Consider the following 23,632-nt stretch of genomic DNA (forward strand, 5'->3'; position numbering starts at 1 on the left):
TGTATTTATAAAGATGCAGTATCGGCGATTTGGGCGTACAGAATTACAAATGCCCGTGTTTTCTTGCGGGGGAATGCGCTATCAGTTTAAGTGGCAGGATGTACCTGGATGGAGAATTCCTCGCGATAATCAACGGAATGTAGAAGCAACGATTCGTCGAGCCTTTGAAGCTGGAATCAATCACATTGAAACTGCCCGTGGTTACGGCACTTCCGAAATGCAGTTGGGGCGGATTTTGCCGACTTTTCCCCGCGAAAAACTGATTGTCCAGACGAAAATCAGCCCTAAAACAGAGAGTAAAGAATTTCGCCAGGAATTTGAGAAGTCCCTAGCTTACTTAAAGCTAGATTACGTTGATTTGCTGTCGCTACACGGCATCAATACCGCCGATTTGCTACACGATAGCATCAAACCGGGCGGCTGTCTGGAAGTGGCGCGACAGCTACAAGATCGAGGCAAAGTTCGGTTTATTGGCTTCTCGACGCACGGGCCAAGTGATGTAATTGTGAAGGCGATTGAGACGAACCAGTTTGACTACGTTAACCTGCACTGGTACTACATCAATCAATTCAACTGGTCTGCCATTGAGGCAGCTTCTCAGCACGATATGGGCGTTTTTATTATCAGTCCTTCAGAGAAAGGAGGAATGCTGTTTAAACCGCCACAAAAATTGGTGGATTTGTGCTATCCCCTCAGCCCAATCGTGTTTAACGATTTGTTCTGCCTGAGTCATCCGCAGGTGCATACTCTTAGTGTGGGGGCGTCACGACCAGAGGACTTTGACGAACACTTGAAAACCTTGCCGCTGTTAGAGAATTCAGAGGCGGTTTTGTTGCCAATTCTTGATCGCTTGGAGAAAGAAGCGATCGCTACCTTAGGAGAAGACTGGGTAAAAACCTGGCACGTTGGTTTACCAAAGCCAGAAGCAACGCCGGGGGGACTAAATATCCAAGTGATTCTGTGGCTGAGAAATCTAGCGATCGCCTACGATATGATCGAGTACGCTAAAATGCGCTACAACCTGCTGGGCAACGCCAGCCACTGGTTTCCTGGAGCCAAAGCGGATCGGGTTCGAGAACTAGACCTCCGCCAATGTCTTACCCATAGTCCCCACGCCGACAAAATTCCCGCATTGCTGGAAGAAACTGACCGAATGCTAGGCGGTCAAACCCTCAAACGCTTATCCCAAACCTAAAATGGTATGAGTTGAGGTAATGGCTAATCAAAGAGTGGCTAATCGAAAAGTGGCTCTTGAACAATCCTTCAATTAGCCATCAGCAATTAGCCATTCATATTTAACAATGCCGCGATCGCCCAATTATACTCAGCTATCTGAGACAGAAACTTACAGCGAAATTATTGATGTCCGCTCACCCAGCGAATTTGCTGAAGATCGGATACCCGGTGCCATTAACCTGCCCGTTCTGGATGACGAGGAACGCGCTAAAGTCGGAACGCTCTACAAACAAGTTTGTCCTTTCACTGCCCGTAAACTAGGAGCGACCTTAGTCGCTCAAAATATTTCCCGTCACCTCACCCATCACTTTGCCGAAAAAGACAAAGACTATCATCCCCTCGTGTACTGCTGGCGGGGAGGACAGCGTTCTAACAGTTTGGCAACCGTCTTGAGTCAAATTGGTTGGCAAGTCACTGTCCTCGAAGGGGGCTACAAAACCTATCGTTCCTTGGTACGCGAGCAACTGCAAGCCCTCCCGGAACGCTTTACCTTCCGGATATTATCTGGAATGACTGGCAGCGGTAAAACCCACATTTTGCACCGTCTGGCTGAGTTTGGCATTCAGGTGCTGGATCTGGAAGGTTTGGCAAACCATCGCGGTTCTCTCCTGGGTGAAGAGTGGGAGAGTGGGAGTGGCGCTGAGGAGCAGCTTGTAGAAACAAGGGCGATCGCATCTGGAGCTGAGGGGAAATTACCGATAACCCATCCCCAGCCTCAGCCATCCCAAAAACACTTTGAATCCCTGCTACTGCAACAGTTGCAAAGCCTCGATCCCAACTTTCCCGTATGGGTGGAAGCGGAGAGTAATAAAATTGGGCGGATTTATGTGCCCCCATCTCTTTGGCAGCAAATGAAACAAGCAAGCTGTGTAGAAATTGAGATGCCTGTAGAAGCTAGAATTCAGTGGCTTTTGCAAGAATATCCTCACTTAATGACCCACCCGGAAGTTTTAAAAGCGAAGTTGCACAGACTAAAATCCCGCTATGGCTGGGAAAAACTCCAAGAATGGTACCAGCTCATTGATACCCAACAGTGGGAAAGATTGGTGAGAGACTTGCTAGAGTGCCACTACGATCCGAGCTACAACCATGCTATCCGTCGCTGCTTTCCCAATTTAGAGCGGGTGGTTTCCCTGGCGGATTTATCGGATGCGAGTGTTGATGCTTTGGTCAAAATTTTAGATTTAAGCGCAAGTTCTACGAGCGAACAACCAAAATCTATCCGTTGCTCAACCCCAGCCTAATCATCCAAAATCTAAAGTCGAAAATCAAAATTGAAAATACGGAAGCCCCATTAGATGTTCTAAATTGTTCTAACATCAATGGGGCTGAGGACGCAGTTAGGAGGTATCTTGCAGTCCAACTTATCCGCAGAAATTTCCACAAGCCGAGACTCTTAATAAGTTTTTAAGAAACTATCCATCAGTTATTCGCCATTTGCCCTTAGCCTTTGTCTTTTTGAAGCTCTCTAAGGGCGGAAGTCGCTCTCTGAGAGCCTTCCTTCTGACCTTGACGCTGGTAAAGGTCGCGGGCTTGCTCAAAAGCTGCGATCGCTTCGGGTACTCTTTCTCGCTTTCTCAACGCCACTCCCAGATTGTAGTAAGCTTGTGCATTTTCCGGCGACAGTTCTACCAACCGCCGATAGGCAACAATTGCCATTAGGTAGTCCTGCTGCTTTAACAAAATATCAGCGATCGCTGTCTGAGCTTCCACGAGATCGGGTTTGATCTTCACTGCCTGTTGATAAGCCTTTAAGGCATCATCCAGATTATTCCCGGTTTGCAAAATTTTGCCAATTTGGAGGCTTATCTGAGCATTGCGAGGTTCAATCTTGGCTGCCCGTTCTAAAGCCGCCATCCCAGCCGTGACGTTGCCTTGCTTCATGTAGGCGTCTCCCAAGTTCAACTGCACGCCGCTGTCATTTGGGGCGAGAGCAACAGCCTGTTGGAGCGCTTGAATCGCTTCTGCGGGACGCCCCTGCTTCAGGAAGGCGGAGCCGATAAATTCATAAGCTTGTAGATTTTTCGGATCGAGCTGGAGGGCAGTTTCATAGGCTTGCATTGCGCCTTGATAATCTTTTAGACGCTGTAATACCACCCCTAATCCTAGATAGGCATTCAGGTTCTTGTTGTCGATCTGGGCAGCACGCTGGTAGGCGGCTGCGGCACTGGCATTGTCTCCAAGATTCGCGAGAGCGTACCCCAATGCATACTGAAAATCAGCATTCTTCGGTTCGAGGGTGACAGCCTGTTGATAAGCTTTAGCGGCTTCTCGGTAGTTGCCCTGAACTGCTTGTAAATAGCCGATGGCGGAGAAGATACGGGCATTTTCGCGATCGAGAGCCGCAGCTTGTTGATAAATTGTCAAGGCTCTGGCAATATCTCCCGTATCCACCAACTTACGCCCCTGCCGCAGCAGTTCGCTCACCTGCTGTTGACTGCCTTGGGCTACCAGTGGAGCCGCTTGGACAACTGGCATTTTGATGGTAGCGATCGCTGGCACCAACAAGAGACTAGCTACTAATAAAGTCTGTTTTTGCACGGTCGATTTATCTTGAGTTTCTACAATGGCTCAGTGTTTCTATTCCGGAAGCATGAATCCAGAATGGCTAAACACAGCAGAGGGATGAGCTTTACCTCGTCTACACCCCAAATTTGCCTAAAAAGAAATTTTGACGAGGACAGTTAATGATTGTAACAACAACTGATGTCGTTCACAAAGCTGTGTTAAGAGCGTATTTAGCAATTATCACCGCTGAAGGCGTCTCGGCTAGTCGTGACCTGTGGTTTTTTTGGCTGGGGTTGGGGATATTATCGGCTGACGGAATGGCAGTTATATATCTGTAGTTTTTGAGCAGAACGGGGTGTGATAGCAGAGTGACCAGCCTGGCTTTTTATTGCTCATTACTGTCACGGAAACAGCCGTAAAGCTCTACTAATTTATTAATAATTGCGATCGCGCTTTTCACTTATATAGAACACATATTTCTATCGATAGATATCCTGATTATTCCTACTGATAGATATACCCAGAAAAATACCAGTATAAAGTATAACTCAAGGGTGAAAGTTAGAAGAAAGTAGCTCTATAAAAAATAGAAACAGGAAGAGCGGTGAGCAATGTCATACACAAATCGAGAAGACAGGGTTGTTATTGAGCCAACTGCTGGCAATCAAATTGTTGAGTACCACGATCGTGTAAGGTGGGGTCCCATTTTTGCCGGTATTGTTACTGCTTTAGCTACTCAGTTAATTCTGAGTGCTTTAGGAGCCGCAATTGGTGCTACTAATATTTCCGGTTCCGGCGCACCTAGAACCTATGCCGATGATGTTGGCAGAGCGGTCGGAATTTGGTCTATTATCTCTTTGTTTATTTCCCTTTTGGTGGGTAGTTGGGTAGCAGCCCGTGCCAGTGGTCCGATGAACCGGAATACAGCAATGTTAAATGGAGCCATTCTTTGGGCGACAACTTTGGCATTGAGTTCCTGGTTGTTGGCAAGTGGAATCTCAGGCGCATTCGGTATTGTAGGTGCGAATGCTGGGGAAATCGTCAATCAAGCGCAACAAGGTGCAGTGAACGTACCCAACGACGCGCCGAATGTAACGGCTCAGCAAACTCGTGATATTGCGGGTGCAACAGCGAAGGCAGGTTGGTCGTTTACAATTGGTTCTCTGCTAGGTTTAGCAGCATCGCTGATTGGCTCATCTATGGGTGCCCGGACTCCTCGGCATCACACATAAGAATTGATGACTCAAAATCAAATTTGCAGGCTTATTTTAGCCACCAGTAAAAACACCTTTTCAAAGGTGTTTTTTTTGTAGATTAATTGTGAACTGCCGCAAGATTATCTCTGGCGACTGTAGCGTCCAATGAGTTCTGCTGCTGCCAGAATATGACCATTCATTGCCGCTTCTACCTTGTTTTTAGTGGCACCCGCTGCTAAATCTAACAGTCGATCGAGTGCGTAGAGTTTGAAAAAGTACCGATGCGTACCACTAGGCGGGCAAGGGCCACCATAACCTAAATTGCCAAAATCATTTTTACCTTGGACGCCCCCCTCAGCGAGGTTTGCTTCGCTGGGAATGCCGCCAGGTAGATGGCGAATTTCAGGTGGGAGATCGTAGAGAACCCAATGGACAAAAATGTCTCCAGGCGCATCCGGATCGTCAACGATTAAAGCAAGGCTCTGAGTACCTTCTGGCGGGGAATTCCAGCTAAGAGAGGGAGAAATATTTGCGCCGTCGCAGGTGTATTTAGACGGAATTACACTGTTTTCAGTAAAAGCCGTACTCTCAAGTTTCATCGTCTTTAGTGTCAGAGATTGACGATTGATCGGGGTGATTGGCGAATCGTTCTTACTTGCAGAACTCTAAGCGCTAAGCGATAGTCCTGCTAATGCCAGTAGATTAGCGTTTTGGCACAGAAAAATTCTTCAACCAATAGGCTTAGCCACAGAAATATTTTGCGATTTACTGGTAGTCAATCACGATTGCTTTAGACTTTTTAGGGTAAAAGTTGTTCGTATTCATCCATATAGAGATAGAGCTGGAGAAAGATGCGATCGCATTCTTCCTCTAAACTTTGCTTGCACCACCCCAACCACTTCATCAGGCTTGTTTCCACAACCATAGTGTGAGACGCGATCGCGATCGCTCAATCAAAATAAATATAGATAAGACAATCGATTCAGCACAACGCATGACCACAACCGCAGTCAATCCCTATCTAGATGGCAACTTTGCGCCAGTATGGGAAGAAATCACACCCACCAATCTGAAAGTAATCGGCGAACTACCTCCCGATTTATCCGGGATGTTTGTGCGGAATGGACCCAATCCTCAATTCCCACCTATCGGCAACTATCACTGGTTTGATGGGGACGGAATGTTGCATGGAGTGCGAATAAATAACGGCAAAGCTCAATATCGCAACCGTTATATCCGGACGCGGGGATTTAATATTGAGCGGGAAGCAGGTAAGACGATTTGGACGGGTTTGATGGAACCGTCACGAGGTAACAATCCCTACAATTTTCCTAAAAATACCGCTAACACGGCTCTAGTGTGGCACGATGGACGACTGCTGGCGCTTTGGGAAGGAGGCGAACCTCACGCGATCGAGGTTCCCAGCTTAGAGACATCAGGCGCTTACACTTACGATGGCAAACTGGTTTCTGCCTTTACCGCACATCCGAAGGTAGACGCTGAAACGGGCGAGATGATGTTCTTTGGCTACTCGTTTGCTCCTCCGTACCTAAAATACAGCGTTGTTTCAGCGAAGGGTGAGCTGTTGCGAACCGTTCCCATCGACTTGCCAATGGGAGTGATGATGCACGATTTTGCCATCACCGAACACTACACGATCTTTATGGATCTGCCGCTAACTTTCAGCATGGCACGAATGCAGCAGGGTAAACCACCGTTGATGTTTGAACGCGATCGCCCTAGTCGTTTCGGGATTGTCCCCCGTCATGGCGATAATAGCAACATTCGGTGGTTTGAAAGTCCCCCCTGCTACGTCTTCCATACTCTCAATGCCTATGAGGAGGGAGATGAAGTGGTGCTTGTCGCCTGTCGCATGAGTTCCACCAGTGTTTTAACGACTGATATGACACCCGGCGAAAATGAGGGAGACGCGGGTCGTTTGTACCAATGGCGCTTTAACCTCAGCACGGGTACGGTAAAAGAGGAAATGCTGGACGATGCGCCATCAGATTTCCCCCGTCTGAACGAACAGCGAATGGGACGACCGATGCGCTATGGTTATACCGCAAAGATGGCAAATAATCCCATGCCTCTGTTTGAAGGGGTCATCAAGTATGACTTTAATCATGGTAAGTCCGAAACTCACAAATTCGGACGCGGACGCTATGGTGGCGAGGCGGTATTTGTTCCTCGTCCCGATGCGACTGCTGAGGATAACGGTTGGCTGATGACTTTTGTCCACGATGATGAGGCAGACACTTCGGAACTGGTGGTCGTGAATGCCCAAGACATGACATCTGAACCAGTAGCGCGTGTCCTCATCCCCCAGCGGGTGCCTTACGGGTTCCACGGTGCATGGGTTTCTGAGGAACAGTTAAGCGCTTCTGTCTAATTTGTGGTGAGATGCGATCGCATTCTTGAAATCGTCAAAGATGCGATCGCTACAATTCAAACAACCCTAGGCTCTAGGCATCGCAATATGCTACAAAAACTATCTAGCAATACCACGCCAGCTATCAAATGAGGAACGCTGCTGCGAGAATGAGGGATTAACCCCTAACGATTGTAAAGTGCGATCGCTCTGTTGATATTGCATCCTGGATATTCCGACAAACTGCATTGGCAATGGTTACTGACTTATCGGCATCTCAATAATAAATTCAGTACCAAGACCTGAAGAAGAAACACAACTGAGCTTTCCATTGTGTTTGTCTACCACGATCTGGTAGCTAATCGATAATCCCAAACCAGTACCAGAACCTACAGGTTTGGTTGTAAAAAATGGGTCAAATATTTTCTTTTTTACATCCTCAGTCATTCCCGATCCATTGTCAGCAATTCTAATTCTGACTGAATTAGAAGAAGCCATTTCTGTGTAAATACTAATAGTAGGCTTTTTATCAGATACTTCTCCAGAGTTTCTTATTTCCTCTAAAGCATCGATTGCATTACTTAGAAGATTCATAAATACCTGATTTAGCTCAGAAGCGTAACAAAAAATTCGTGGCAGTTGACCGTAATTTTTGATTACTTCAATACCAGAATGCAAACTATCTTTCTTGAGCCGATGCTGCAAAATCAGCAAAGTAGATTCGATGCCCTCATGGATATCAACTGGTTTCATTTCAGCTTGATCCAGCCGTGAAAAATTCCGCAAGCTAAGGACAATATCTCTGATACGCTCTGCCCCTACTTTCATGGAATCAAAAAGTTTTTGCAAGTCTTCTACCACAAAATCCAACTCGATTTCTGACATCGCCTTCTGAATCGCAGGTGTAGGATTTTGATACTCCTGCTGATAGACGCCAATCAAAGCAAGCAGGTCTTGGATATAGTTATTGGCATAGTCAATATTGCCATAGATAAAGTTGACAGGGTTATTAATTTCGTGAGCAATTCCAGCAATCATCTGTCCCAAACTAGACATCTTTTCAGTTTGAATGAGTTGGGATTGAGTTTGTTGTAGTTCGCGTAAAGTCAATTCTAACTTTTTCGCTTGTTCTCTCAATTGTGCTTCTGATTGTTGTTGTGCCAACTCGGCTAGCTTGCGGTCGGTAATATCCAGTGCTGTCCCTAATAACTTAGTCACCTTACCAGAAACATTGCAAGTAGGTTCCCCCTTGACAAAAATATATCTAATAGAACTATCAGGGCGAAAGATTCTCAACTCCAACTCATAAGCCTTCCCTCTTTCAATCGCTAGGTCTACTGATTTTAACCATAAGTCAACGTCATCTGGATGAATCAGGTTTTCATGTTCCCTGAAAGTGGGTTCAGGTTGTTCGGGGTGGAGACCAAAAATCCGGAATAGTTCATCGCTCCAATTAACTTCTTGCGTTTCTATATCAAATTGCCAGCTACCTAGATGTGCCAGTCTTTGAGCTTCTGCAAGCCTAGCTTCTTTTAGTTTTAATTCTCGCGTACGCTCCTGTACTCGGTGTTCTAAAGTACGCGAATAATCTTCTAGTTGCTCGTTAGCTGTAGCTAAATTAGTGTAAAGTAGAGCATTTTCTAGAGAAATAGCTGCTTGAGAAGATAGCAGCTTTAGGACTTCCATTCGATTAGGAGTAAATGCCCCAACCGTTAAATTATTTTCCAAGTAAAGAATAGCAATAAGCCTACCGCTATTAATGATAGGAATACATAGGACTGATTTCAATTCCTGATTTTGAATATAGGTATCATTCGTAAATCTTCCCTCCCAAGCTGCATTTTCTAAAACCACATCAGAACGAGTTCTCGCTACATAATTGATTACCGTTATGGGTAAATCTTGGCTAGTTTCCATTGGAACAGATTGCTGCACAACTACTTCTAATGAATCTATTGAGGCAGCAGCTTCAATCAACAATTTTCCATTTTTCGGTAAGACGAGAAAACCTTTTATCGCTCCAGCATTTTCAATAGATACTTTCATTAAGGAAGCGAGCAACTTATCCAGCACAATTTCTCCAGAAATCGCCAGAGATGCTTTCATCACTGTGGCTAAATCCAGCACTGAAACTTCACCACTAGTAGTCATTTTTGAGGTTGTGGCAGTATCTTCACTCGAATTCGGCTCTGTTGATTGCATCTGGGAAATTAAGTATGGATACTCTATTTCCAACTCTTTAACTTTGGCGGTTGCTCCCCAACGAACATAGCCATAATATGCTTCACTCATATGATCTCTAGCGATTTTCTCTCTTCCCAGAGCTAGATAAAATTCAGCCGCCCGCTCATAAGCTAAGGCTTCTTCTTGGATATATCCCTGAATTCTTGCTCCATTTATCGCTCGGTCATAATACTCCATTGCTTTGAGCGTTTGACCTGAAACTCGGTAAATCTCTGCCTGTACTAACTCATACTTATGTTGAGAATTTGTAGGGGCATGAGTTGCCCATTGCTGCATTTTTTCCTGATTCTTCGCCACAATAGCCATGTATTCCTGTTGCTCTGTGGCTGTAAGGTTAGGGTACTGGGCAACGAGGGCTAAAGAATAGTAGAGATTATATTCAACAAATACTATTAGGGCTGTGATAGGTTGAGTATGCTGCGATGCTGCTCTAGCATTTTCAATTGCTTTATCGTAATCTTTAAACAAATAAGCCAGCATCAATTTATAAAAATATACAGCAAATACAGATTGTAAATTATTAGTTTCAAATAAATGGGGTAGCATTTCTGCTTCATTGAAATATTTACCAGATAGACAAGATTTTTTAGATGAGTCGTCAGTTAAATTAGAAACAACTTGCCCACCTATGCTGGCATAGTAAAGCTGAAATTCTTTTTTAAACTTGCCGATCATTTCAATATAGTTAGCTTGTTTTTGCGTAACATTTTCTAGATATTCGCCAGCTAGAAATGAATGTTCGCAGTAGAATAGAGCCGAATGACAAGCAAATTCTATATCACCGACTTCTAGCCCACTTTGAATTGATTGTCGCAATAATTCTATTGTTTCTTTAATATGTTCCTTCCAATGTAGAATACAAGCACAATAGCTACTGTAGATTTTTGATTTAATTTCTTTGGCATAAAGCTTATCTAATAGATGAAAAGCTAGTTTGCCAAATTTATATCCGGAATCAATATCTGCCATTGGCCCGCACAAAAGCAAGCCATAAGTGCTATAGCCATAGATAGCTAGGGAAGAATTCCCATATTGGCTACACAGCTTGACCATTGTGTAGACAATTGGTAACGCGATCGCGCTACTTGAAATAAAGGCAGGGGGAGAAATTGTTATCAAAATCTTCATAGCTGCCATTTTATAAGGGTCGGTCATTTCTGGAAGGTTATAACAGTCCTCAATATTTAGGTGTGGCGAAGGTTCTTGTTCTAAGGGCACTTCCAACATTTCCAAAACTTGCTGACCGAGTTCTATGGCTTCTGGCAACTGATTTTGGGCAATATGATACTGAATTTTTATTTCATTAATCTTTACTCTATCTAATAGAGTTTTTGCATTTTTAAGAGCTACTCCAGCTAGTATTTTTGATTGTTCAAAATTCGTGTTGAGGTATTCTGCTTCGGCTGCTGATACATAGAGTTTATTTGTCAGCTCGTAGTTGCAAACCCAACTGTCTGCTGCCAAGAGTCCCAAACCGATGTTGAGATAATTGACGGCTGCTTGATAAGCGGTCGCTGTACTAGCTTTCTGACCAGCAATGAGATTAAAATGAGCCAGTTCATCTCTTTGGGATTGACAGTTTAGTAATTCAGTACCCAAATTTAATTGGTTAACCAGAGCAAAAATATTTTCTTCTCTTTCTTCAGGAGAAGTATTTTCTAGCAGCAGTTGACCAATTTTTAGGTGAGTGGCTTTTTTCTCAAGGTCGGGTATAAGAGAATAGGCTGCTTGCTGTACCCGGTCATGTAAAAACTTATAGCTAATCTTTATATCATCAAGAACCAAAGTTCCCTGTTGTAACTGGTCAAAAGATAATGGAATTTTGTAAGCATCGCTTAGAGGCAAAATCAAACCTGTTTGAAGTGCATCCCACAAGTCTGTTGCTGTAGCTGATTGAGTTTTCTCATTCACGATTGCCAAAACCTCTAAATTAAACTGGTTGCCAATACAAGCAGCCAGTTTTAAGACTTGCTGTGTTGCATCGGGTAACTTTTGAATATTTCTGGCAATCAATTCAACAATGTTACAATCCGTAATTCCAACTGCTTGAATTTCTTCTATATCCCACTGCCATCTACCTTGGCTGAAGTTATAAATTAGCAGTTTTTCGGCGTATAAAGTTTTTATTAATTGGGTCAAGAAGAAAGGATTTCCTTGAGTTTTATTAAAAAGGAGAGACGCGAGATTTTGTGCCTCTCCTCGCTCTGTACATACATTTTCATGAAGAGTATCTGCAACTAACAAGCTGACGCAATCGCTATCTAAAGGTCGAAGAGTGATATTATTCACTACAGCGCCTAGAACCTGTATTTTCTCAATCGCTTGGATTAACGGATGCGTTGGACTAACTTCGTTATCGCGGAATGCTCCAATTGTTAATAGATGCTGGCTATCTGGGTCAGTTACTAACAGTTCAATTAACTTAAGCGATGCAGAATCAGCCCACTGTAAGTCATCTAAGAATAAGACTAGCGGGTGTTCTTTTTGGCAAAAAACCCGGATAAATTGTTGAAACACTCGATTAAATCGGTTTTGTGCTTCAGATGGTCCTAATTGTGTTAGTTCTGGTTGTTCGCCAACAATCAGTTCTACTTCGGGAATGACATCGATAATTACCTGACCATTTTCTCCCAAAGCCGCTTTAAGCTTTTCTTTCCAAATGTCTATCTGTTCCGAACTTTCAGTTAACAGTTGTCGCATCAATTCAGAAAAAGCTTGAATTAAAGCAGCATAAGGAATGTTTCGCTTGAACTGGTCAAACTTGCCATTAATAAAATATCCTCGTACTCCCACAATTGGTTTATGGACTTCATTCACTACACTTGTCTTACCAATTCCTGAGTAACCACTTACCAGCATCATCTCAGCTGCTCCAAGGCTAACTCGCCCGAAAGCATCCATTAAGGTGGCTACTTCGGTTTCGCGTCCGTAGAGTTTTTGCGGGATTAGCAGAAGGCTGGCGCGATCGCGCTGACCGCAGATAAAATCTTCAATTTCTCCTGTTGTTTCAAGCTGAATTAAACAATTTTCGAGGTCAAATTTTAGACCAGCAGCGCTTTGGTATCTGTCTTCAGCTGTCTTGGTAAGTAACTTCATCACGATCTCAGAAACAGGGAGAGGAATTTCTGGCACCAACACATGAGGAGGGATTGGTTGTTTGGCAATATGACAGTGAACTAATTCCATCGCGTCGGTTGTTTCAAATGGCAGTTTCCCCACGAGCATTTCATAAAGAGTTACACCCAAAGAATAAAAGTCGGTGCGGTAGTCAATAGAACGATTCATCCGACCCGTTTGCTCTGGTGACATATAGGCAAGCGTGCCTTCGATCAAATTGGGACTGCTGATTGTTTGGTTCTCTAGGGATAGACGGGATGCAATGCTAAAATCAATAATTTTAACTTCCCCTGTTTCTTGATTAAAAATGATGTTATGTGGCTTAATATCTTTATGAATAATATTGTGAGAATGGAGTTCTCCAATAATTTCTGAAACCTGAACTGCTATCTTAAGAACAATTTTAAAATTTATAGGTTTTTCGGCAATAACTTTATCAAGCGATTCTCCCCCAGAATCTTCTAAAACTAGCGCAAATCCATTCTTATGATTCTCAAGTCCTAGGGTTTTCACAACTCCCTTAGCATTTAAAGCTTTAATAATTTCATATTCATTTTTTATCCTGGCAATATCTTTCGGACTTGGATAATTATTTTTAATTAATTTGAATACGAGCGATTTTTTATCCTGATGCCTTTTTCCTTGATAAACAACAGTTCTTGTACCTTCGTAGATTTTATTTGTAATTTCGTATCCTGATATTAAGACCATCACTTTTACCCTTCTTGTTTAAAAAGTCAAAGAAATCTAAAATTTCTACTAATTCATTCTTTTAATGCTACATCTACTATTGCGATCGCCTAGCGGCGCGGATGCGCGCTTCGGATGCTGCGATGATTCGGCTGTTCCCGAATCGCCGCCCTTACGAGCCGCTGTAGAGGCACTAGAGAGCGCTATTGCAGACATACAGTGAAATGGTATTTGCAAAACTGCTTTTAAACAAAAAAATACCTCACTGTTAATCTTATATATCAAAAATCTATCCCAAGATAGATACAGACGCGACGTATCGCGTCTGTATGAGAAGTTACTACCTTAAAAGATTTTCCGATACACAGTGATGCGTATCCTGGGCTTCACTCAACAGGCAGATCGCGGAGTTGGCTTAAAATGGGGATATACCTCAGTTTCAAATAGGTCCTGGATTTCTTGAGACTTTTGCTTCACTAAGTTCTTGTAATCCTGACGCACAGGGATGTTGTACGTGGCTGTGCGGGGGGCGATTTTTTCCAACCACGCTGTGTGAATCGTCAAGCTAAACTTCAGTGAAGGATGGCTCAATCTACACCGGGGACCATCCTCCAGATTTTGAGCATCGAAAATCCAAATTTCGTTGCCGTCTGGCGTGAAAACAGTGCAAACAATGTAACCATCGGTTGAACTGTCTTCTGAACTCTCTTCGCCGTTGCGGCGTGGCATAAACTGCGGCGAACTGACAATATAGCCAGCAGGGAACTGATAGCGATCGCCAATCTTCAGCGACTCCTTCGACGATGTGTTTAACCGGAACAAAGAAGCGGGTATACCAGCCTCTGCAAGGCGAAGCATCTCCGTCCGCGGTACTACCCGGTACTTGTAGTCTTTGTACAGGTCGAAGACAAACTGCGTCAGCAACTGCTTCCATAGCCCAAAAGAGATCCAGTAAAGATTATCCAGATGTTTCGGAGGCTTGCCATCAGGCAAGAGACTGCGATAAGCATAGAGTCCTACGCCCCAGGTACACTCAGCATCGGAAATTACCTTCGACTCCAAAATTTGACCGCTTTCTCCATCAATTACATAGCGTCCCATCCGGCTGATGTCCATCTCATCGTGTTGCATCCCACACAGGCGAGACGGGACAGAAATCTTAGGATTGTAGGCAGAGACATCATACTCGCGGAGCCATTCAGATACATCCCAAGCACAAATATGAGATGCGTGGAGGGTAATGTTTCCATCTGGATTCGCATAATCCAACAGAAAATGAGCCGCTTCCAGGGGAATCACAACCCGTCGTGCGACAACTTCAACTTCTTGCTGACTGCACGCTGGGCGCTGTCCCGCTTTCAAGTCAGCGCGGCGCACGATGTACACGACAGAATCAGCTAACTCTCGAAGTGTAAGTAAGTCTCTGATGAGTCTTTTGGTCGCCTTACTTTTGGGGATAGGGTTACTGAGCAACTGCTCTACCCCAGTCGTGAAGGCTGTGTCCATCAGCACCAGATAATCTTCTGTCAACCCAATCTGATGCATAGTTTGCTTAATCTTGACGGGGGTTCTATCTGGTAATACCAGCTTCCAGCGCTCTAAGTTATTTACACCATCCCAACGGATCAAATAGACGAAATCTTTAAATTCTATGTTGGTAGTTCTCTCAAGCAACCTCATATAAAATTCCAAGAGATTTTGAGAGATGGTAGAGAATGTCTTGAGAAAATCTTGCACAAAGTCTTGCGCTTCGATAAACCGGGCAAGTTCTTTGAGGAGTTCCTCGATTTGTTCTGGAAGTTCATCCAGATCGTAAATTAAGGGAATGGTTTGGAGAATATTCGCTACTGATTTACCGTAATTGACCGTAAACATTTCGCTTTTTTTAGGGTCAAAAACCGGATGTGCTGTACTCAAAACGGGTGGAAAGGGAAACTTCAAGGAAGTTTCGGATTGCCACTCTGTATTGGCTCCGATCGGAGTTACAACCTCCAGCGTTTCGGTATCAATTTCGTAGGGACGACCAGCATCATAGGTTACTAGCAGACGCTCGTTGGCATCGTCTCGAAATTTAATGGGCAGAAAAGCTGTATTCAACTCGTTGCGGAAGCCAAGAGAAAGAGAAAATCGCGAAATGCCATGATTGCGAAATTGATACTTGACATACTCGCTGCCAGGTCGGGTTGCCTTATCGGCGTAGTAACATGGCGGTTTAACCAGCCGCGTTTTCAACCCCACTTCACCTTGGCGATCGAAGTCAAGCCGATAAATCATCCCATCGCCACCTAAAAGGGATGTTCCGTCAGCATCTGGAGCATCTCCGGAGTTGACAGAGCCTACTGGCGCAACGATAAAGACGTGACCCTGCAAATCATCTGGTAGCTCTCCATGAATCTGCATTTTGATGTCGCTGAGTTCGTAGCGATTTGCCGTCATTATTGACTCTGGAACTGGCGGACAGCAGCCTGGTACAGATGAGATTGAGTCAAGAATTGGTTCTTTCATGTTATGGCTGTCTAGGTCTCTATTGAAGGAAGTAAAATACTCAAGAAATTGCTGAAAGTAATCCATTAACAAACTTACGCAATGTGAAACTTCTTCTTAGCCCTCCTAAAAAGTAGGGTTAGGGGAGTGCAAACGTAATACCATTAGGGCTTATCGATGCAAAATTTGAATTGTTGTAACTGCCTAGATGCAAGGCTTTCACAATTCAAATTTAAAATCTCAAATGGTATAAACTGTACCAATTTAGATTCTCCTTAAAAAAGAAGAGTTCTAATCTCTAAAGCTGTACATTGCGTAAACTTGACTCCTTTGAAACTGTCTGGCTTTTTGCATAGCCGTTTCAGCATCGGAGATTATCCAATTTGCTCATGAAACTGTATATCTAGGCTGTGTTGAATCCGAGCGTTTTCAAAGCGATACAGAAACTCCTCTGTAGATAACTGATATTTACCTACAAATTCCTAGAGTCATTTTCCGTTCGCTGGATATTATTTTTAAGCGATGCTCATACCCAGTCGCCGCGCGATCGCAATCTAGCGCAGCACGATCCTCGATTATCTGTTTTAACAAGTCTGGGTAATTGCAGATAATCTTGACAGCCCTATTAATTTGTTTTGGAACAATTAATGATATGTAAGGTGAGCGTTGCCCACCCTACAGCTTACTGTTTAAGCGCTAAAGTATTTAGCTGCGGGGTGATAGGCGATAATCGCAGTCGTAGATTGTTCGGGGTACAGTTGTTCGCTTTCATCCATGTGAAGGTTGATGCGATCGCTCCCCAGTAACTCCAACAACTTATACTGATCCTGAATATTCGGACAAGCCGGATATCCAAAACTGTACCGAGAACCTTGATAACGCTGCGCCAGAACATCCCGAATCTTATCCGGTTCTGATGCACCCAAGCCTAACTCCCGGCGGATGCGGGCGTGAAGCCACTCTGCCACAGCCTCCGCCGTTTGTACCGCCAAGCCGTGGAAGTACAGATAATCGCTGTATTGATTATTTGCAAACAACTTCTGCGCGAATTCCGTCGCAATATCCCCCACCGTCACCGCCTGCATCGCAAACACATCAACGTGTCCCGACTCAATAGGTGCAAAGAAATCAGAAATACACAGACGACGCATGGACTTCTGACGAGGGAAATTGAACGTCGCAACAACATTCTTCTCCCTCTCTTCTTTCGCATCTTTACGATTCATAAATTCCGGATCGTACAAATGCAAAGAATTTCCCTTAGCCTGACACGGAAAATACCCGTAAACAACTTGCGGATGTAGCAAATTCTCCTCTACAACCCGCTGTTTCCACTCCTTCAAAATTGGGTAAACTTTTTCCTCTAAAAACTGATTGTACTCCTCGCGAGACTGTTCCTGCGGTTTGCGGAATTGCCACTGTCCAGCAATCAAGGCCTGCAAATCCAGATACTCAAATACCTCCTCTAATGGAATATCTTCAAACTGTAATAGTTTCGTACCCCAGAAAGGCGGAACCGGACGCTCAATTTCAATCGCCACAGCCTCAGAACGCCGCGTATCTACTTCTACGGGTTGAGCTTCTTGAGTGCTATTTTCTAATGGCACACGAGACGCCTCCTGTACAATAGGCGCATGACCATTTTCCTCAACTTCATCCAAAAATCCCTGCAAATCATCCCAATTTCCAGAAGATTTTGCAGGCATTAATTTATCCATAAAATGCAGATCTGAAAAAGCATCTTTTCCGTAAATCACCTTACCCTTGTAAGTATTTTGGCAATCTTCATGGACAAATTTAGGAGTTAGCGCTGCACCCCCTAAAATGACTGGAACCGTAATTCCTTTTTGATTGAAAACCTCCAAGTTTTCTTTCATAAAAGCGGTTGACTTCACCAGCAAGCCGCTCATCGCAATACAATCAGCTTTGTGTTGCTCAAAAGCATCAACGATATTATCAACGGGCTGTTTGATGCCAATATTAACTACCTTGTAACCGTTATTTGACAAGATGATATCCACCAAGTTTTTACCGATGTCGTGAACATCTCCTTTGACGGTAGCAATTACTACAGTTCCTTTGGCATTATTTCCAGCATCTTTCTTTTCCATGAATGGCTCTAGATATGCCACGGCTGCTTTCATGGTTTCCGCCGATTGCAATACGAAAGGCAACTGCATTTGTCCGGAACCAAACAACTCCCCTACTACCTTCATGCCATCTAGTAGGAAGGTGTTAATGATATGCAGAGGCGCATATTTCTCTAAAGCTTTGGTGAGTTGATCCTCTAAACCGATGCGTTCGCCGTCGATAATGTGACGCTTTAGACGTTCTTCTACAGGGAGATTTTCATCACCAGAGCGATCGCGCTTCGTCGTTTTCCCTTCAAACAGCGTTGTCAATTCTCCCAGCGGATCGTAGGTGCAGATGTCCCCATCAAATTGCCGCTCATCGTAGATTAACTTGCGGCAGACTTCTTGATGCTCTGGCTCAATTTTCGCGAGGGGCAGAATTTTATTAGCACTGACAATTGCCGCATCCATGCCCACCGCCATCGCTTCGTGCAGAAACATGGAATTCAGGACGACTCGCGCCGCTGGGTTTAAACCAAAGGAAACGTTAGAAACCCCCAAGATAACGTGGCAACCGGGAAGTTCCTCTCGAATGCGGCGGATGGATTCAATGGTCGCTCTTCCATTCGCTCGGTCTTCTTCGATACCCGTAGAAATCGGCAGGGCAAGGGTGTCAAAAAATATTTCGTGGGCGGGAATGCCATATTCGACAGCAGCACGATAGGCACGTTGTGCGATCGCAAACTTTTTCTCAGCCGTCCGTGCCATCCCCTCCTCATCAATCGTCCCAATTACAACACCCGCACCGTACTTCTTCGCCAACTCTAACACCTTGAAGAAGCGCTCCTCTCCATCTTCATAGTTAGTCGAATTCAGCAGGCACTTGCCTCCGGAAACCTTTAAACCCGCCTCCATCTTTTCCCATTCTGTGGAGTCGAGCATCAAGGGTATTGTGACATTTGTTACTAGCCGTGACACCAATTCATGCATATCCCGAACGCCATCGCGCCCGACATAATCCACATTGACATCGAGGATGTGCGCGCCTTCCCGCACCTGCGACTTTGCTAAAGACACTAACCCATCCCAATCTTCTCCATTCAGCAAGTCGCGGCACTTCTTAGAACCACTCGCATTCAACCGCTCGCCCACAATCAGGAATGAATTATCCTGCTCATAAGGCTGGGCGCTGTAAATTGACGCCGCCGCAGGCTCATAACTAAAGTGGCGCTCTTTTGGCTTCAGAGTTTTGCCAATTTCTGCTAATTGTTGAATATGCTCAGGGCGCGTGCCGCAACAGCCGCCAATGATCTGCACGCCCCAATCTTCTACAAAGTGCATCAACGCCATCCGCAATTCCATCGGCGTCAGTTTGTAGTGAGCATGACCGCCAATGTTTTCGGGTAACCCAGCGTTAGGAACGCAGGAAACCACAAACGGCGAGTGCTGGCAAAGATACTTGATATGCTCAGCCATCCGATCGGGTCCTGTGGCACAGTTCAGTCCGAGAATATCAATCGGGTAACGTTCCAAAATCGTCACTACGGCGCTAATCTCAGAACCGACCAGCATCGTACCCATGACTTCCATCGTCACCGACACCATCAACGGGCGTCGTTCCCCCTTGCGCTGAAAGACTTCCTCAACCGCATTCAATGCTGCCTTGATTTGCAGCACATCCTGACAAGTCTCGACCAGAAATAAATCGACGCCGCCGTCGTAAAGCGCCTCAGCTTGCTCTTCAAAGGAAGCTTGCAGTGTGTCAAAGTCAATATGTCCCAGCGTTGGCAGCTTGGTCGTTGGCCCTATCGAACCAGCCACAAACCGGGGTTTCTCCGGTGTCGAAAATTCCGCCGCCACGCGCTTCGCCAGTTCCGCCGCCTTCTTATTTAAATAGTAGGCTTGATCCGCCAGGTCGTACTCTGCAAGCACAATCGAGGCACCGCCAAAAGTATCTGTTTCAATCACATCGGCACCGACTGCCAAAAAGTCCCGATGCACCTTCTCTACCGCTTCTGGTTTGGTGTGTACCAGATACTCGTTACAACCTTCGTATTCTGGCCCTCCAAAATCAGCGGCGGTGAGGTTTTGGGTTTGGAGGTTAGTTCCCATTGCGCCATCGAAGACGATGACAGGACGTTCAGGACTGTGGAGGCGAGTCAAGAAGGGGCTGGTCATAGATGGCGGCGTCTTTAGAATAGGTAGTTGCGTTAGGCTTTGAACGATCAGCTTAATCTATTTTGCAGACTTTCTCGTTTTCGGAAGTAACTAAAACTATGAAAGTGCAAGACTGTAACGACGTCTTTTGTTCCATAGCAGTCATTTCCTCAAGAAGTCAGAATCTATTTTAACCGAGATTAGTAGTTTAATTGAGCAAAGCTAAGCCATCAGCCTGAAACCTGCTTTGCATTTATTTAAGGCAAGACTTAGACAAAATTTGCAAAATCCCGGCTCCGAGGAAGGGGAGAGATCGCGTCTTCCAGTCAGGTTGAAGAAAGCCTGAGTAGACTTTTATAAAGAATTGATGAAGAAAGCGATCGCTCCTGATTAAACTGCTTTTTTTATTAGTAAAAACAAGAGTTTTTGTGAAAATTAAATTATGCTAACTTTGCATCTAGAAGGGGGTTTCCTGTCGTTATGTACCCTGACCATCGTTTTCCCCTTAAATCCCTGTTTTCAAGGAAGATTTTTCCGATTCTCCTCAAGTTATCGGGGAATTAGGGGAATTTTAGGTCTGGCAACTTATTTAGGCGATCGCTACTTGCCCCTCGCTCTCCCTATCCTGTGTTTTATACTAAGCATGAATACTTACCTACATTGAAGGAAGCAGCTAACGCTTGCCAGTGTAGTTAAACTGAGATAACAACGCAGCAACAGCGCCCCAATGTAGCCTATGTCTCCTGTTACTTTTGACCGCACTCCCTGTGTTTTACTTGTCGAAACCGACGAAATTCTTGTCCAACGTGTCAGCATGGATTTGCGAGAGGCTGGATATACAACTGTGGTTGCACCAGACACCACCAGTGGTTTTCATCAAGCTTGCGAACTTCAGCCAGCTTTAGTCGTCGTAGATCGAGTGCTAACAGGAGATTCTGGACTGAAATTGTGCAACCAACTGAGGAATGCCGGTTCTCGCGTGCCAGTGCTGCTGTTGATGGCTCGCGATACTGTAGAAGATCGAGTTGCTTGTCTAAATTCGGGTGCCGATGACTACTTCCTCAAACCCTATCGCACAGACGCTTTTTTGCAACTGGTGCGCCTCTACTTACAGCCGGAAGCGGGTGCTAGCGAACAGTTACGGTTTGGCGAACTGGTTTTAGACTTGTCTACTCGCAGAGCGATGCGGAATGGGCGAGTAATTGACCTGACAATGAAGGAATTTGAACTTCTAAAATATATGATGTCGCATCCCCGTGAGGTTTTAACCCGCGAACAGATTCTAGAAAATGTTTGGGGATACGACTTTATGGGAGAGTCGAATGTGATTGAGGTGTATATCCGTTATTTGCGTCTCAAAATCGAAGAAGAGGGCGAGAAGCGCCTGATTCAGACAGTGCGAGGTGTCGGATACGTTTTGCGGGAAGCTTAGGTTTTGAGTTTTGGGCGTAAATATCAAGGATTAAGGATGAATTTGGACTGGAGAGAGCAGCGCTTAGGCACATCTGCCAAAAGCGATCGCAATGTGAAAAAGCAGGCAAGTTTAGTCGTCATGATGCTGGCAGTTTTGCTGATGGGATGTTCGGCATCGGTGCCATCAACCTCCTCTCAGAGTGGGGAACCCGCGCAACCATTGCAGCAGGCGTCGCCAGTATCAGCACCGACATCAGCACCGACGACCCCTGCACAACAAGCGCACTCATCACCGGAAGCATCACCCGCACAGAATAAGAGGGGTCAAACTTTGCCAATTTCAGCCAAGGCAACGATGGCAGGTCAGGTGATTCAGCTAGAAGTAGCGCGGACTCCCCAACAACAGCAAATGGGGTTAATGTACAGAACATCTTTGGCGGACGATCGCGGGATGCTCTTTCTTTTCAATCCACCGCAACCGATCAATTTCTGGATGAAGAATACCCTCATCCCGCTGGATATGGTTTTTATGCTGGATGGAGTGGTGAAAGAGATCGTTGCCGATGTCCCTCCCTGTAAAACCAGTCTTTGCCCCACCTATGGTCCCAATACGCCCGTTAACCAGGTGATTGAACTCCGGGGAGGACGCGCTGCGGAACTCGGTTTGAAGGCAGGCGATCGCGTGACCATTCAGTAACTCAATACTAAGACAGACCGACTTTCTGGCTGTCTTTTATAGTCCTTATCGAAACGATTTAAAAATTTACTCGTTCTTTTAACCTATTTGTCGCAAAAATAAGCTACTCTTTCCCAAGAGAGAGTTTAAGACTGCAAATTTCAATTATTGTTACGCTTAAACCTAGATTCTCGCTTCCAGAGACATGGTTCTTCCAAGAATGAGAGTGCTTTGCCTGGAATTTGGTGTGAGGTGAGAGGCATAGACGCTCTAGGCAAGCAAATCTCTCCTAATACAGAGGGATTTCAGTGAATTGCTAAAGAAAATATTAAGCAAAGTTCACTAGCAACAGTCGGCTAAGATTTCAGAAAAAAGGGGAGTGAGCCTAAGTTTTTAGTCTTATTCTCTAGGTCAGCCCGGAAGGGATGCCTAAAGTCCTGAATCTAGTATGAGCATTCTTCTGTTAATACCCATACCGGCTGCCGTAATTGTCACACCAGGCTGGTGATCTGAAACACTAGCGTTACAGTGAGTAGCGGCAAAATAGTATAAAAGGAGTCGAGTAAAGGTGGACAGATAAAATACTGACTACCGTTACTCAACAAACCAAGGTTTAAATTACAAAATAGATTCAACAAAGGGGGTAAAAGCCATCATGGCACCTACGAATTTTTCTCGATTTCTCCGTTTTCTTCAAGAAGATTTAGCAATATCTAAGGCATCGATTGCGATCGCTTTGCGGCGTCGGGAACAAGATCCTGGCCCATTGCCAATGATTCTATGGCAATACGGTTTAGTAACGTTGGAACAGTTAGATCAAATCTATGACTGGTTGGAAACTGCATAAGGCTTGATGATTCGGCGAGGAGCAAGAAAGTCATGTCAGAGCAATTGGGCGTCGGTACTTTCCCGACCCATCCGCGAAGACTTAAGAAATGTTCTCAATTACAATTTACTTCACCAAAAAGAGCGGGTCAAATATTTGACCCGCTCTTTTTATTTGTTAGTTTTTAAAAGTTAGTTTTCCTTATAATCTGCCTTTATAAATGCTCCTTGGCAATGAGCGATCGCTTTTATTATCATCCCTGTTAAACGAAGAACAACAACGTGCTGAAAGATTAGCGGAACGCTTACGCCAGATGGGGGTTAATCCTGATGAAGTGTAGTTGGTGAAGAAGGGGACGCGATCTCAGTTCCCAAAATCTCTAACTTGTGGATAGGGGAAGAGATAGAGAAGGGCGATCGCTGTGCATACTCCAAATTTGACTTGACTCAAACGCGATCGCGTTTGAGTTGCCGCAGGCAGTAAGCCAGTGGATACACGACGAACAAAGTCGTATGCAGACTCTCCAAGCCTGCATACGCAGGCTTTGTTTGTGTAGCCGCGACTTCAGTCCTTGGGCAATTAGAGCCTCTTGCCCAAAATCTAAAATTCTTATCCAAGACTATTGGCAAATCTCGAAAACGG

The 23,632-nt window shown here is 44.8% G+C and carries 12 protein-coding genes and 1 pseudogene; 8 read left to right on the top strand and 5 right to left on the bottom strand.

The features are described 5' to 3' along the window. Positions 1 to 13: 13 nt before the first annotated feature. Together NDA03_RS09950 and mnmH are read left to right on the top strand one after the other, a co-directional pair. The gene (locus NDA03_RS09950; protein WP_348237947.1) at positions 14 to 1,195 is read left to right on the top strand and encodes an aldo/keto reductase; all 1,182 of its coding nucleotides are present in this window, start codon (positions 14 to 16) and stop codon (positions 1,193 to 1,195) included. Between the two features lie 106 nt (positions 1,196 to 1,301). After that, a complete protein-coding gene (gene mnmH, locus NDA03_RS09955) occupies positions 1,302 to 2,480 on the top strand; it encodes a tRNA 2-selenouridine(34) synthase MnmH (RefSeq protein ID WP_190672573.1) in 1,179 nt (392 codons plus the stop codon). Between the two features lie 199 nt (positions 2,481 to 2,679). On the opposite strand, the gene NDA03_RS09960 is transcribed toward mnmH, so the two are convergent. Beyond that, positions 2,680 to 3,777, bottom strand: a complete 1,098-nt coding sequence (locus NDA03_RS09960; RefSeq protein WP_348237948.1) for a tetratricopeptide repeat protein — start codon at positions 3,775 to 3,777, stop codon at positions 2,680 to 2,682. Between the two features lie 146 nt (positions 3,778 to 3,923). On the opposite strand from NDA03_RS09960, the pseudogene NDA03_RS09965 reads away from it, so the two are divergent. Both NDA03_RS09965 and NDA03_RS09970 read left to right on the top strand, forming a co-directional pair. After that, positions 3,924 to 4,174, top strand: a pseudogene (locus NDA03_RS09965) (hypothetical protein). Positions 4,175 to 4,355: 181 nt separating this feature from the next. Further along, the gene (locus tag NDA03_RS09970; RefSeq protein ID WP_190415090.1) at positions 4,356 to 4,976 is read left to right on the top strand and encodes a hypothetical protein; all 621 of its coding nucleotides are present in this window, start codon (positions 4,356 to 4,358) and stop codon (positions 4,974 to 4,976) included. A 104-nt stretch (positions 4,977 to 5,080) separates the two neighbouring features. On the opposite strand, the gene NDA03_RS09975 is transcribed toward NDA03_RS09970, so the two are convergent. Then, positions 5,081 to 5,539 (bottom strand): YbhB/YbcL family Raf kinase inhibitor-like protein, encoded by a 459-nt coding sequence (locus NDA03_RS09975; RefSeq protein WP_190415089.1) that lies wholly within the window; start codon positions 5,537 to 5,539, stop codon positions 5,081 to 5,083. A 395-nt stretch (positions 5,540 to 5,934) separates the two neighbouring features. Here NDA03_RS09975 and NDA03_RS09980 point away from each other — a divergent pair, with 395 nt between their 5' ends. Continuing rightward, complete coding sequence (locus NDA03_RS09980; protein ID WP_348237949.1) at positions 5,935 to 7,332, top strand: carotenoid oxygenase family protein; 1,398 nt, start codon at positions 5,935 to 5,937, stop codon at positions 7,330 to 7,332. A gap of 237 nt (positions 7,333 to 7,569) precedes the next feature. Here the strand turns inward: NDA03_RS09980 and NDA03_RS09985 are convergent, their stop codons facing one another. The 3 genes from NDA03_RS09985 to metH all read right to left on the bottom strand — a co-directional run bounded on the left by NDA03_RS09985 (position 7,570) and on the right by metH (position 20,096). Beyond that, complete coding sequence (locus NDA03_RS09985; protein WP_348237996.1) at positions 7,570 to 13,383, bottom strand: AAA family ATPase; 5,814 nt, start codon at positions 13,381 to 13,383, stop codon at positions 7,570 to 7,572. 369 nt (positions 13,384 to 13,752) lie between these two features. Beyond that, on the bottom strand, positions 13,753 to 15,867 hold the full coding sequence (locus NDA03_RS09990; protein ID WP_348237950.1) for a carotenoid oxygenase family protein: 2,115 nt from the start codon (positions 15,865 to 15,867) through the stop codon (positions 13,753 to 13,755). Positions 15,868 to 16,535: 668 nt separating this feature from the next. Next, the gene (gene metH / locus NDA03_RS09995) at positions 16,536 to 20,096 is read right to left on the bottom strand and encodes a methionine synthase (protein ID WP_348237951.1); all 3,561 of its coding nucleotides are present in this window, start codon (positions 20,094 to 20,096) and stop codon (positions 16,536 to 16,538) included. 715 nt (positions 20,097 to 20,811) lie between these two features. On the opposite strand from metH, the gene nblR reads away from it, so the two are divergent. The 3 genes from nblR to NDA03_RS10010 all read left to right on the top strand — a co-directional run bounded on the left by nblR (position 20,812) and on the right by NDA03_RS10010 (position 23,011). After that, a complete protein-coding gene (gene nblR / locus NDA03_RS10000) occupies positions 20,812 to 21,507 on the top strand; it encodes a response regulator transcription factor NblR (protein WP_190411932.1) in 696 nt (231 codons plus the stop codon). 141 nt (positions 21,508 to 21,648) lie between these two features. Then, on the top strand, positions 21,649 to 22,185 hold the full coding sequence (locus NDA03_RS10005; protein ID WP_190531620.1) for a DUF192 domain-containing protein: 537 nt from the start codon (positions 21,649 to 21,651) through the stop codon (positions 22,183 to 22,185). A 634-nt stretch (positions 22,186 to 22,819) separates the two neighbouring features. Continuing rightward, positions 22,820 to 23,011 (top strand): DUF2949 domain-containing protein, encoded by a 192-nt coding sequence (locus NDA03_RS10010; RefSeq protein WP_190411931.1) that lies wholly within the window; start codon positions 22,820 to 22,822, stop codon positions 23,009 to 23,011. Positions 23,012 to 23,632 lie beyond the last annotated feature (621 nt).

It is taken from the genome of Trichocoleus sp. Lan, from assembly GCF_039961855.1.
GTDB lineage: Bacteria > Cyanobacteriota > Cyanobacteriia > Cyanobacteriales > FACHB-T130 > FACHB-T130.

Bases quoted from the DNA above. Each gene is read 5' to 3' on its own strand.
- NDA03_RS09950 (WP_348237947.1), top strand. From the start codon at position 14: ATGCAGTATCGGCGATTTGGGCGTACAGAATTACAAATGCCCGTGTTT.
- mnmH (WP_190672573.1), top strand. From the start codon at position 1,302: ATGCCGCGATCGCCCAATTATACTCAGCTATCTGAGACAGAAACTTAC.
- NDA03_RS09970 (WP_190415090.1), top strand. From the start codon at position 4,356: ATGTCATACACAAATCGAGAAGACAGGGTTGTTATTGAGCCAACTGCT.
- NDA03_RS09975 (WP_190415089.1), bottom strand. From the start codon at position 5,539: ATGAAACTTGAGAGTACGGCTTTTACTGAAAACAGTGTAATTCCGTCT.
- NDA03_RS09980 (WP_348237949.1), top strand. From the start codon at position 5,935: ATGACCACAACCGCAGTCAATCCCTATCTAGATGGCAACTTTGCGCCA.
- NDA03_RS09985 (WP_348237996.1), bottom strand. From the start codon at position 13,383: ATGGTCTTAATATCAGGATACGAAATTACAAATAAAATCTACGAAGGT.
- NDA03_RS09990 (WP_348237950.1), bottom strand. From the start codon at position 15,867: ATGAAAGAACCAATTCTTGACTCAATCTCATCTGTACCAGGCTGCTGT.
- metH (WP_348237951.1), bottom strand. From the start codon at position 20,096: ATGACCAGCCCCTTCTTGACTCGCCTCCACAGTCCTGAACGTCCTGTC.
- nblR (WP_190411932.1), top strand. From the start codon at position 20,812: ATGTCTCCTGTTACTTTTGACCGCACTCCCTGTGTTTTACTTGTCGAA.
- NDA03_RS10005 (WP_190531620.1), top strand. From the start codon at position 21,649: ATGGGATGTTCGGCATCGGTGCCATCAACCTCCTCTCAGAGTGGGGAA.
- NDA03_RS10010 (WP_190411931.1), top strand. From the start codon at position 22,820: ATGGCACCTACGAATTTTTCTCGATTTCTCCGTTTTCTTCAAGAAGAT.